This is a genomic window from Thermosyntropha sp., assembly GCF_017656155.1.
Classification (GTDB): Bacteria; Bacillota; Syntrophomonadia; order Syntrophomonadales; family Syntrophomonadaceae; genus Thermosyntropha.
Window position 1 is genome coordinate 21,627 of record NZ_JACDOH010000001.1, and the last position, 12,437, is coordinate 34,063.

12 protein-coding genes are annotated in these 12,437 nt (G+C 40.8%); 11 read left to right on the plus strand and 1 reads right to left on the minus strand.

The window, feature by feature from the left end; translation table 11 throughout:
- The first annotated feature begins 12 nt into the window (after positions 1-12).
- Complete coding sequence (locus H0Z36_RS00060; protein WP_296862695.1) at positions 13-1,635, plus strand: CTP synthase; 1,623 nt, start codon at positions 13-15, stop codon at positions 1,633-1,635.
- Positions 1,636-1,656: 21 nt separating this feature from the next.
- Here H0Z36_RS00060 and H0Z36_RS00065 read toward each other — a convergent pair whose 3' ends face one another.
- Positions 1,657-3,024, minus strand: a complete 1,368-nt coding sequence (locus tag H0Z36_RS00065) for an acetyl-CoA hydrolase/transferase C-terminal domain-containing protein (RefSeq protein ID WP_296862697.1) — start codon at positions 3,022-3,024, stop codon at positions 1,657-1,659.
- A 249-nt stretch (positions 3,025-3,273) separates the two neighbouring features.
- Between H0Z36_RS00065 and H0Z36_RS00070 the strand changes: the two genes are divergently transcribed.
- The 10 genes from H0Z36_RS00070 (at position 3,274) to H0Z36_RS00115 (ending at position 12,437) form a co-directional block, all read left to right on the plus strand.
- Positions 3,274-4,359, plus strand: coding sequence for a peptidoglycan bridge formation glycyltransferase FemA/FemB family protein (locus H0Z36_RS00070; RefSeq protein WP_296862699.1), 1,086 nt, complete (start codon positions 3,274-3,276; stop codon positions 4,357-4,359).
- A gap of 2 nt (positions 4,360-4,361) precedes the next feature.
- Positions 4,362-5,561: an alanine racemase gene (alr, locus tag H0Z36_RS00075; RefSeq protein ID WP_296862701.1), complete on the plus strand. Its 1,200-nt coding sequence runs from the start codon at positions 4,362-4,364 to the stop codon at positions 5,559-5,561.
- A gap of 1 nt (position 5,562) precedes the next feature.
- Entirely contained in the window at positions 5,563-6,459 is an 897-nt protein-coding gene (gene sppA, locus H0Z36_RS00080; protein ID WP_296862703.1) for a signal peptide peptidase SppA, read from the plus strand.
- 18 nt (positions 6,460-6,477) lie between these two features.
- The gene (locus H0Z36_RS00085) at positions 6,478-7,059 is read left to right on the plus strand and encodes a Yip1 family protein (RefSeq protein WP_296862705.1); all 582 of its coding nucleotides are present in this window, start codon (positions 6,478-6,480) and stop codon (positions 7,057-7,059) included.
- Between the two features lie 99 nt (positions 7,060-7,158).
- On the plus strand, positions 7,159-7,542 hold the full coding sequence (locus H0Z36_RS00090; RefSeq protein WP_296862706.1) for a response regulator: 384 nt from the start codon (positions 7,159-7,161) through the stop codon (positions 7,540-7,542).
- Between the two features lie 13 nt (positions 7,543-7,555).
- On the plus strand, positions 7,556-8,410 hold the full coding sequence (locus tag H0Z36_RS00095; RefSeq protein ID WP_296862707.1) for a class II fructose-1,6-bisphosphate aldolase: 855 nt from the start codon (positions 7,556-7,558) through the stop codon (positions 8,408-8,410).
- A gap of 98 nt (positions 8,411-8,508) precedes the next feature.
- Positions 8,509-9,159 (plus strand): fructose-6-phosphate aldolase, encoded by a 651-nt coding sequence (gene fsa, locus H0Z36_RS00100; protein ID WP_296862709.1) that lies wholly within the window; start codon positions 8,509-8,511, stop codon positions 9,157-9,159.
- A 19-nt stretch (positions 9,160-9,178) separates the two neighbouring features.
- Complete coding sequence (gene glpX / locus H0Z36_RS00105; RefSeq protein ID WP_296863346.1) at positions 9,179-10,168, plus strand: class II fructose-bisphosphatase; 990 nt, start codon at positions 9,179-9,181, stop codon at positions 10,166-10,168.
- 62 nt (positions 10,169-10,230) lie between these two features.
- The gene (gene rho, locus H0Z36_RS00110; RefSeq protein ID WP_296862711.1) at positions 10,231-11,487 is read left to right on the plus strand and encodes a transcription termination factor Rho; all 1,257 of its coding nucleotides are present in this window, start codon (positions 10,231-10,233) and stop codon (positions 11,485-11,487) included.
- A gap of 83 nt (positions 11,488-11,570) precedes the next feature.
- The gene (locus H0Z36_RS00115) at positions 11,571-12,437 is read left to right on the plus strand and encodes a M23 family metallopeptidase (RefSeq protein ID WP_296862713.1); all 867 of its coding nucleotides are present in this window, start codon (positions 11,571-11,573) and stop codon (positions 12,435-12,437) included.

Here is a 12,437-nt window from a genome sequence, read left to right on the forward strand (position 1 = left end):
AGGTTCTAAAAGGTGACTAAATATATATTTATTACCGGTGGGGTTGTATCTTCATTGGGCAAAGGTATTACAGCTGCTTCTTTAGGAAGGCTTCTGAAAAGCCGCGGACTTAAAGTATCTATGCAGAAGTTTGATCCGTATATAAATGTTGATCCTGGAACCATGAGCCCTTATCAACATGGAGAAGTATATGTTACTGATGACGGGGCTGAAACTGACCTGGATGTAGGACATTATGAAAGATTTGTCGATGAAAGCTTGAGCCAGTATGCCAACTGCACTACCGGCCGTATTTATCAGGCAGTTTTAGATAAGGAACGCAGGGGCGACTATTTAGGACAGACCGTTCAGGTAATACCTCATATTACCAATGAAATAAAAGAAAGGATTACCTTAATTGAGCAGAAATCTAAACCAGATGTAGTTATAACGGAAATTGGAGGAACAGTAGGAGATATAGAATCACTTCCTTTTTTGGAAGCAATAAGACAGCTTAAGGTAGATTTAGGCCGGGAAAGGGTTTTATATATACATGTGACCCTTGTGCCTTATATCAAGGCGGCAGGTGAACTTAAGACCAAGCCTACCCAGCACAGTGTAAAAGAACTTAGGAGCATTGGGATACAGCCTGATATTTTAGTGTGTCGAACTGAAAGGGATTTATCAGAAGAGCTAAGAGCTAAGCTGGCTTTATTTTGTGATGTAGATAGAAGGGCAGTAATCCAGCTAAAGGATGCATCTTCCATATATGAAGTTCCGCTTATGCTAGCTGAAGAAGATTTGGATAAAGAAGTAATTAAAAGATTAGGGTTAAATTGCGGGGAAGCGGATCTGAGCGAATGGAAAGAGTTGGTTAAGAGGATAAATAATCTGGAGAGAAAAGCGGTTATTGGATTGGTAGGGAAATATGTGGAACTTCCGGATGCATATTTGAGTATAGTTGAATCTCTCAAGCATGCTGGATTTTGCTATAATGCCGAAGTGGAGATAAAGTGGATTTATGCTGAGAAGATAGAAAAAGAGTCGGCAGAAAAGTACCTCAAAGATGTTGATGGCATTTTAGTTCCCGGCGGTTTTGGAGAGAGGGGAATAGAAGGAAAGATTGCCACTGCCCGGTATGCCCGGGAAAATAATATTCCCTATTTAGGCATATGTCTTGGGATGCAGTGTGCAGTTATTGAATTTGCCCGTAATGTTTGTGGTTTAAAAGGTGCTAACAGTTCAGAATTTGCACCTGATTCTCCCCATCCGGTAGTTCATTTGATGCCCGACCAGGAAAATATTGAAAATAAAGGCGGAACTATGCGCTTAGGGGCTTATCCTTGCCGCATAAAGAAGGAGACTAGAACTTATGAAGTGTACAAACAGGAAGATATAAGTGAAAGACACCGGCACCGCTACGAATTCAATAATGAATACCGCGAAATAATGGAAGAAAATGGACTCATGATATCGGGGGTTTCTCCTGATGGCAGATTAGTAGAGATAATAGAGCTTAAAGAACATCCTTGGTTTGTAGCCTGCCAGTTTCATCCGGAATATAAATCAAGGCCCAATCGTCCTCATCCCTTATTTTTAGGACTGGTTAAAAATGCTTTACAATACAGGGAGAAAAACAAAAAACAGGCTTTCTAGCCTGTTTTTTGTGCTGATTTTTTAAAAAGGTATACGGTTGGTTCGCGACCACAGTTTCATTTCTTTTGCGGCTTTGATCAAGTCATCACGGAAGTCGGGATGGGCAAGGTTAATTAAAGCTTCGGCTCTGCCCCAGATGGATAAGCCTTTTAAATTGGCTTTGCCGTATTCGGTTACCAGATAGTGCACGACCGAGCGGGGAACAGTTACTACTGCCCCCGGGGTAAGCAGAGGTTTTATGCGAGAATGGATTTTTCCTTCTTTATCTTTATAGGTAGAAGTAAAGGCTAGAAAACTTTTCCCGTTTTTGGAATGGAAAGCTCCGATTACAAAATCAAGCTGGCCCCCGGTTCCTGATATCTGGCGAAGGCCGAAGGTTTCCGAACATACCTGAGACAAAAGATCTACTTCCAGGATATTATTTACAGATATAAAGTTATCGTGCATGGCTATGCGATCAGGTGCATTGGTGTAGTAGACAGTGCATGACGCGAGTTGCGGATTGTCATCGAGAAATTCATAAGTTTCCTGGGTTCCCAGACAAAATGAATAGGTTGATTTGTTTATGTCATAAGCTTTTTTGGAGTTGGTGATTTTACCTGCTTCATACATTTTGACAAAGGCATCGCAGAACATCTCACTTTGAATCCCCAGATTTTTCAAATCTGATTCTGCGATCATAGTTCCGATAAGATTGGGCAAGGCTCCTATCCCCAGCTGTAAGCAAGCGCCGTCCGGGATTTCTTCTACGATGAGTTCAGCTATCCGTCTTTCAGCAGGGCTGGGCTCCGGAGCAGGCGGTAAAGTAAAAATAGGGCTGTTAGATCCTTCTATTATATAGTCTACTTCACTTATATGGATGTACTCATCATTTCCGCCCAGGCAGCGGGGAAGATTTTCGTTTACTTCAACAATGGCTATTTTTGCGTTTAATGCTAGGCCACGGCTGTGGGAATTGGCAATTCCGAAGTTAAAACATCCGTGTTTATCCATGGGAGTGACCTGAGCCACCCATACATCCGCCCAGAGGCGGGAAAAGTTAGGGTCGTAAGCCAACATAGTTGCTTCATGATAGTTAAAGGGATTATGGGTAGAAAGCCCAAAATCCCCGGCTTTACGGTCTAAGGCAGTGAAATACCAACTGAAATACTGGAAGGTTTTTTGTTCAGGATCATTTTTTATTACTTCGGGAATGGGAAGAACAGAGCCGGTAGCTCTTATGGCGACATTTTGTAGATCAGTTCCCGCTCTTTTGGCTAGAGCAGCATCAAAATCTACCGGTTTGGTAGCAAACATACCGTATTCGATGATGGAATTCGATTTTACCAATTTGGCTGCCTGCTCGGCAGTTATAAGTTTACGTTTATATTCGTCCAGGTAAGTTTTCAAAAAAATCCCCCCTTTTTTAGACAAGCGGATCCCTCTGTGTTTGAAAAATAATCAGTAAAATTTAAAAAATGTTGTTATTAATGACATATATTAGAATATTCTCAAGAAACAAAAAATATCCTGCCTTGTATTAAAAAATTTACAAAAAGTGTCTGACATCTAAATATGTTAGAATCTTATTAGGAAGGGGCATAATAGCAATAAACAGCGCCTTCGCAAATAATAAAATTCAGAAGAGGGAGCAGGTTTATGTACAGAACAAGAGTAATTAATGTTAAGGAAAAACCGATGTTCAATAATTTTGTGGAGTCACATGATAAGGGGCATTTTCTGCAGTTATGGGAGTGGGGAATGGTAAAAAAAGGAATGGGTTGGGAGATGCTGCCTTTGGTTTTGGAAAAGGATGGAGAGGTTAAGGCATCTTTACTGATTCTAAAGAGAAGGCTTCCTTTGCCAGGAATAAATAAATCAATTTTTTATGCCCCCAGAGGGCCGGTTGCTGATATTCACGATGAGGAGATAAACCGCCTTTTATTTGAAGGGGCAGAACGGCTTGCCCGTGAACATGGAGCAATTTTTCTTAAAATTGATCCAGATGTTTCTAAAGATGAACAGATTTTTGCCGATATTCTTAAAAAGTGCGGTTTTAGGAAAAATGAAACTGGTCTGGATTTTGAAGGGGTTCAGCCTAATTTTGTTATGCGCCTTGATATAAATCAAGATGAAGAAGCTTTGCTTAAAAATATGCATTCAAAATGGAGATATAATATCAGGTTGGCTGAAAGAAGAGGAGTAAAAATAAGGGAGGCGAGAGGAAAAGAAGATTTAAAGGTTTTTTATGAGATATTACAGGAAACAGCTCAGCGCGATAATTTCCTCATCCGCGGTTATGAATATTATGAGTGGATATGGGATTATATGATAGAAGCCGGTTATGCCAAGATTTTTATGGCAGAGTATGAAGGGGAAGTTATTGCAGGGACCATAGCTATGAGGACAGGAAGGAAGGTTTGGTATCTTTACGGAGCTTCTAGCAATCGCCACCGCAATGTTATGCCAAATTATCTTCTGCAGTGGCACATGATAAAGTGGGCTAAAGAAATGGGATGTACTTTGTATGATTTTAGAGGGGTTTCTGGCGATTTAGACGAAAACAATCCTCTTTACGGGTTGTATCGCTTTAAAAAAGGTTTTGGAGCTGAACTTACTGAGTTTATAGGTGAATGGGACAAGGTTTATTCTCCTTTTTTTTACTTCTTATGGACTAAAATTTTGCCGGTTTATCTTAAAATTACCCGGAAAAGGCTTAAAAAGCCTCAAAATAAGGAGGAATAAATGTGCCAGCTCCAGGTTATGACAAATGGATAGAAATTGACTTAGATGCGATAAAATCTAATTTTACGGAAATAAAAAAGATTTTGGATGAGGATGTAAGGCTTATAGCAGTGGTCAAGGCTGATGCCTATGGTCATGGGGCTGTGGCGGTTGCGCAGCTTTTATACAATAATGGAGTAGATTTTTTTGCGGTAAGCTATTTGGAGGAAGCCTTAAAATTGCGAAATGCAGGCTTAAAGGCGAGTATTATGCTTTTTTGTCCCTTGATTGATAGCGAAGATATGAAACAGGCGGTGGAAAATAATGTAGTAATAAGCATAACCTCTTATAAAGAGGCTGAAATCTTAAATGAAGCTGCTATGCGGCTTAATAAGATGGCCAGGGTGCACCTTAAGATTGAAAGCGGACTTCATCGTTTTGGACTCAATGAAGAAGAAGCCCTGGAGGTGTGCAGGTATTTAAGTGGCAATCCCTGCATATATATAGAAGGGATATACACTCATATGGCTTATGCAGCAGATGAAAAATATACTGAAAAGCAGTTTAAACATTTTATGCAGGTAGTTTCGCGTTTGGAAAGAGAAGGGTTTGATATTCCTATCAAGCATTGTGCAAACAGCACAGTTTTTTTACGCTATTCCCATATGCATTTAAATGCGGTAAGAATAGGGACTCTTCTGTCCGGACAGCATCCACTGGGCAAGTTTGAAAAAAGGCTTAACTTAAAAGACCCATATAAATTTAAGAGCAGGATTATATCCATAAAAGAGGTTTCAAAAGGAAGCTATCTGGGGTATTTTAAGACTTATCGGCTTAAAAAGGATGCCAAAATTGCAGTAATTCCCGTAGGCTTCAGGGACGGATTGGCTCTGGAAGTTGCTAATCCACCTGTCGGATTTATTGATTTTTTGAAGATAACGGCTAAAAGATTTTTGGCTTATCTGAATGATCCCCGTTACTGCATGAAGGTAAAGATAAAAGGAAAATTATATCCGGTAAGAGGAAAGGTTTTCATGCAGATGGCTTTAGTAGAGCTTCCTTTAGAAGCCGAAATAGACGTAGGAGATGAAGTGGAAGTCCCGGTGAGAAAGACTTTAACCTCTGATAATGTCCCCCGGTTTTATATTTCACAGGGAGAACCAGGAAAACTGGAAGCAGATAACCGGATGGTTTATTTAACTGGTAGTGAGGAGGGGCTGTAAAATGAAAAAAAAGTTGGTAGTTGCCTTTATGCTTGTTTTTTTACTTGTTGTAGGTTCTATAGCAGTTGTCAATGAAAAGGGAAAAACGAATTTTGCTGGTTCAGATTCAGTTATAGGTATTATAAATGTTGAGGGGACAATTACCGGCAGTGGCTTATCCGGTATTATGGATAGCGGAGGGGCAAATGCCATTGAGATAATGGAAAATATAAAAACCGCCCGGGAGAGGCAGGATATAAAAGCTGTTGTACTGCGCATTAACAGTCCGGGTGGAACTGCTGCTGCTTCTCAGGAGATTGCTGAGGAACTGGATAAGCTACGTAAAGCAGGAAAACCGGTAGTTACTTCTATGGGGGATATGTGTGCTTCCGGAGGATACTGGCTAGCTTGTAGCACAGACTATATAATGGCTAACGGAGGAACTTTAACAGGAAGCATAGGGGTTATTATGCAGCTTGCCAACCTGGAGGAACTGTACAGCAAGCTGGGGATAAAGATGGAAACCATTAAAAGCGGTGAACATAAGGATATAGGGTCGCCAGCAAGACCTCTGACTCTGGAGGAAAGACAGCTTTTGCAGAGTTTGATTGATGATTCTTATGAGCAATTTTTGGAACAGGTAAAAAAAGGAAGAGAAGGGAAGATTTCCGAAGAAGAACTTCTCAAAATTGCGGATGGACGTATATTTTCAGGACGGCAGGCTTTGAAGCTGGGCTTGATTGATGGATTGGGCAATTATTATGATGCTATAAGACAGGCAGAAAAAATGGCAGGAATTAAAAAAGGGGAAGCTACAGTAGAGGTGTTGAACCAGCCTAATTTCTGGCAAAAACTGGGTTTAAGCAATGTCCGGGCAGGTGATATCCTTTTTAAAGATAACATTATGGAACTTCGTTAAAAGGAGAGAAGAATTTATATGAGTTTTACCGAGATTATTTATGGTATTTTGTTTGAACCGGTGAAAACCCTCCGTTATTTGGCAGAAAATAAACCTTTAGGGCAGGGGCTTCTAGTTTTTTTGGTTGTTTTGATATTTAACATTATAGTGGGGCAAGGAAATAGTAATTTGAGTTATGAGCTCTCTAATTTATCGCTGCCTGTGCAGATAGGGTGGTTTATAAGTGTAATTACTGGAATAATTTCTTTTTTTATGCTTTTTATTTCGGCTGCCCTTCTTTCCCTTATAGGTGAGATAATTTACAGAAAAAGCAACGCCGTAGGACTTTTGACTTGCCTTTCATTTGCTTCTATTCCCGGTGTTTTAGGACCTGCGCTGGAATACCTGTTTTCTTTAGCCGGTATACAGTGGCTGGCAATTTTAATAAGCCTGGCAGTAGGCATCTGGGTTTTAGTTTTGCAGGTTCTGGCAGTAAGGGAGGCCTTACTTATCGATACCGGAAAGGCTATTATTGTTATGCTGATTCCTTTTGTTGTCTTAATAGCATTAGCGGTGTTGCTGGTAATAGGAGTGGCTACAATGTCTCCGATTTCCTATTAGAAAATTGTAAATTTATGTAGGAAAGTTTGCTGAAAAAATTAGCAGGATAAGTAATACATATAGCGAAATATATAGCAGATATTTTTAGGAGGAAGTCTTATGGGGCAGCGTATACTTATAGCAGATGATCAAAAAGGGATAAGGAGGCTTTTGGAAGAGCTTTTTAAAAGAGAAGGATGGGAAGTTATTCTGGCTGCTGATGGCAGAGAAGCAGTGGCTAAAACAGCTGAATTTAAGCCTGATATTGTCCTTATGGATATGAAAATGCCTAATATGAACGGGATAGAGGCAGTAAAAAGGATATTGACCGATTATGGAGATATTAATATTATTATGATGACTGCCTATGGGGAAATGGAAGTAGCTAAAGAGGCTTTAAAAGCGGGAGTAAAAGAATGTATTACCAAGCCTTTTGATATATTTGAACTTGTAGAAATGGTTAATGACCTGGTTAATAAGGATTGCCATCAAAAAATTGTTTAAGAGGTGATTTTTTATGCCACTGGTAGCGGTAAGCGAACTTTTATGGAAGGCGGATCGTGAAGGATATGCGGTTGGTGCCTTTAATGCCAATAATATGGAAATTGTGCAGGCTATTGTAAAGGCTGCTGAACTGGAAAATGCTCCAGTTATAATGCAGGCCAGTCAGGGGGCATTAAACTATGCAGGTCTTTGTTATATTACCGAAATGGTAAAAATAGCGGCCGAGTCTACTCATGTGCCGGTAGCCCTTCACCTGGATCATGGAACTGATTTTGCTCAGGTGGTAAAATGTATAAGAAGCGGTTTTACATCTGTTATGTATGATGGATCCAAGCTTCCCTTAGAAGAAAATATCGCTATGACTAAAAAGGTTTTAGAAATTGCAAGGCCGATAGGGGTATCAGTAGAAGCTGAGCTGGGTAAAATAGGAGGGACAGAAGACCATATCCATGTAAGCGAAAGAGAGGCTATGTTTACTGACCCGGAAGAAGCCAAATACTTTGTAGAACAAACAGGGGTTGAGAGTTTAGCAGTAGCAATAGGGACTGCCCACGGCCAATATAAAGGAGAACCTAAACTTGATTTTGAGCGGTTGGCCAAAATAAAAGAACTCACCAGAATCCCTATTGTTTTACACGGTTCTTCCGGTGTGCCTGATGAATCGATAAGGAAGGCTATTGAGCTCGGAGTGTGCAAGGTTAATATTGACACCAACATAAGGGAAGCTTTTGTAGGGGCAATGCGTAAAGTTATAGCTGAAAAACCGGATGAGATAGATCCGCGCAAAATATTGGGACCTGCCCGTGATGCTACAGTGGAAATTATCAGAGAAAAAATAAGAATTTTCGGAAGTTCTAACAAGGCTTAAAAAATGAGTTAGAATAAGGTTTCTTTTAGATGGGGGGATCAGCTTTGATCTCCCCATTAAAATAGACAATTATGGAGAAAAAGGGGTGAAGATAGATTTTGCGTATTTTTATAGATTCTGCTAATATAGAAGAGATAAAAGAAATAAACGAAATGGGTTTTTTAGCAGGGGTAACGACAAATCCCACCTTGATTGCCAGGGAAAGGCGCGACTATAAAGAAGTGATAGCTGAGATCTGCAGGGTAGTAGACGGTCCGGTAAGTGCCGAAGTTATTTCAACCGAATTTTCCTCAATGGTTGAAGAAGCTCAAAGTTTAGCCGCTATTCATCCCAATGTAGTTATAAAAATTCCCCTTAATGAAACAGGACTTAAAGCTATAAAATCCTTAAAAGATATGGGCATTAAAACCAATGCCACTCTGGTTTTTTCTGCCAACCAGGCTTTGTTGGCTGCCAGAGCAGGTGCTAAATATGTGAGCCCATTTTTAGGGCGTATTGATGATATTAGCTATGATGGGTTGGTGCTTTTAAGGGACATAATGGATATATTTGACAAGTATATCTTGGAGACTGAGGTTATAGCTGCCAGTATAAGACATCCAGTTCATGTCCTTGAGGCAGCCAAAATTGGAGCTCATATTGCTACTGTCCCCTACAAAGTAATTAAACAGATGATAGCTCATCCGCTTACTGAGGCGGGAATTGCAAGATTTCTTGATGATTATAAGAAGGCTTTTCAGGATAATTAAGGAATTGGAGGGTTTAGTTTTGGAACGCGAACTGGCGCTGGAATTTGCCCGGGTAACTGAGGCTGCTGCTTTAGCGGCTGCCTGCTGGGTGGGAAAAGGAGATAAAGAGGCAGCTGATGATGCAGCGGTTACTGCTATGCGGGCTATGTTTGATACTGTTTCCGTAGATGGAGTGGTAGTTATAGGGGAAGGGGAAATGGATGAGGCTCCCATGCTTTATATCGGAGAAAGAGTAGGTATGGGAGTTCCCCCTGAGGTTGATATAGCAGTTGATCCTTTAGAGGGAACCAACATAGTGGCTAAAGGGCTTAATGGAGCAATTGCCGTTTTGGCAGTTGCTCCGCGGGGAACCCTTTTACATGCTCCTGACATGTACATGGATAAGATTGCGGTAGGACCGGAATGTAAGGGCAGAGTACATTTAGATGCTACCGTAAGGGAAAACATAAAAGAAGTTGCCAAGGCTCAGGGAAAACTTATAAGTGAAGTTACGGCTGTAATATTAGACCGTCCCCGCCATGCCCAGATTATTGAAGAAATAAGGAGGGTGGGGGCACGGATTAAGCTTATAAGCGACGGAGATGTTTCACCTGGAGTGGCAACGGCCTATAAAGATTCAGGGGTTGATATTCTTTTAGGGATAGGAGGTGCTCCGGAAGGAGTAATTACTGCTGCTGCCTTAAAGTGCATGGGAGGAGATTTTCAGGCCCGTCTTTACCCTGAAGATGAAGAAGAAGTTAAACGTTGTCAGGCTATGGGAATAAATAATATAAATAAAATATTCACAATTGACGAACTGGTAAAATCTGATGATGTTATTTTTGCTGCTACCGGGATAACCGATTCTTTTTTGCTTAAAGGTGTAAGATATTATAAACGCAGGGCAAGAACCCAGACTGTGGTTATGCGCAGCACTTCCGGAACAATAAGGCTGATAGAAGCTGACCACTGTCTGGATAAAAAGCCACTTTTTAAAGATAAACGGATTAAACTTATGCTGGAATGGTAAATAATTTCTGGAGAGGGAGCCTTTTTAAGGCTCCCTGGTTTGGAAAAGGAAGGAGGAATAAATTGAATATCGCTGATTTAGAGAAAAAAACGGTGCTTGAGTTGTATCAGTTGGCCAAAGAACACAACATAAGCGGATATTATAAACTACGCAAAAAAGATCTGGTAATGGAGCTCACCAAAATTCTTACCCAGGCGGACGAAGTTCTGCAGGCTCAGGGAGTCTTAGAGATAATGCCTGATGGGTATGGCTTTTTGAGGCCTTTTACTTATCTCCCCAGCAGTGAGGATATATATGTATCGCCTTCTCAGATCCGCAAATTTGAGCTTAAGACCGGGGATTTAGTTTATGGACATGTCCGTTCCCCCAAGGAAAATGAAAGGTTTTTCGCACTCCTTAAGGTAGAGGCGATAAATGGTTTTCCACCGGAAGAAGCAGTAAAAAGGATACATTTTGATGATCTTACCCCGCTTTATCCTACAGAGAAGATTGTTCTGGAAACTGAACCGCGCGAAATTTCAACCCGTATTATTGATTTGATTGCTCCTATAGGCAAGGGACAAAGAGGACTTATAGTTGCTCCCCCCAAGGCAGGGAAAACTATTCTTCTGCAAAAAATTGCCCAAGGTATAACTAAAAATCATCCGGAAATTAAACTGATTATTTTGCTGGTTGATGAAAGGCCGGAAGAGGTTACTGACATGGAGCGCTCTACTAAGGCAGAAGTGGTAGCTTCTACTTTTGATGAACCGCCGGAAAACCATGTAAAGGTTGCTGATATGGTATTAGAAAGAGCGAAGAGATTAGTTGAACATAAAAAAGATGTAGTTATACTGATGGACAGTCTTACCCGTCTGGCCCGAGCCTATAATTTAGTGGTTCCTCCCAGCGGTCGCACATTGTCCGGGGGAATAGATCCGGCATCTTTGGACAAGCCGAAGAGATTTTTCGGGGCTGCGCGCAATGTCGAAGAAGGGGGAAGCCTTACTATTATCGCAACAGCTCTTGTAGAAACCGGCTCTCGAATGGATGAAGTTATTTTCGAAGAATTTAAAGGACGAGGAAATATGGAACTGGTGCTGGATCGCAAACTGGCAGAAAGAAGGATATTCCCGGCTATTGATATAAAAAGATCAGGAACCCGTAAAGAGGAACTCTTGTTAGCTCCTGAAGAGATGGAATTAACCTGGAATCTGCGTAATACCTTCAATGAATACACACCGGTAGAAAGCATGCAGGTAATCAGGGATACCATGCTTAAAACTTCTTCCAATACAGATCTTTTGAGAGCAGCACCTATAGTTTTTGGCAAAAGATAAAAATGAATAAAAACCTCATTTCCGGGCAAGAATTATAAAGCAGAGCGGCTTATGCGTTTTTAAGGAAATGAGGTGGAATTTTAGTGAAGCACAGATGGATATTTTTACTCCTTTTGTGTGCTTACTTCAGCTTTGCCGTAAATATTCCGACAATGGCTGCCTTATATGAAGGAAGTTTTATGCCTGCATGTAAGACAGGGAGTATTTTAACCCGGAGTCAGATTAAATATTATCGGGTTAAAAGCGGCGATACTTTGTGGGACATAGCCATGAAGTATGGAGTTGATATAAAAATGATCATGGCTATGAATAATATTAATGAAAAGAGTATATTATCCATAGGACAGGTGCTTGTTTTTCCTGCCAGGAATACGCGGATCCATGTTATCAAACCGGGCGAAACTATGTGGGATATTGCTATGCGCTATGATATCAGCGTGGATAAGCTAATTAATGCTAATAAGGAAAAAAACCCCAACCAGTTGATGATAGGAGATACCTTGAAGATACCTGATGACAGCCCAGGTGTTCCTGTAAGTAAATTGACAACTCGACCTTCCCGGTCGGTTAAATTTAAAACTTTGAGCTATGCCTGGCCTTTGATAGGAACTATAACATCTCCTTACGGTTGGCGTAAGAGCGGTTTTCATCATGGCTTAGATATTGCAGGAGAAAGAGGAGATCCGATCAGGGCAGTTGCAGACGGTGTGGTGGTTTTCAGCGGATATAAAGCGGTTTACGGCAATATGGTAATAATAGAACATTTAGACGGCAAACAGACAGTTTATGCTCATGCTAGGAGCCTAAAAGTGAAAAAGGGACAAAAGGTAAGAAGAGGGCAAATAATTGCTACTGTTGGTACAACAGGCAGGACTACTGGACCTCATGTGCATTTTGAGGTGAGATACAGAAATAAAACCCTTAATCCCTTAAACTTTCTTCGCCACTAA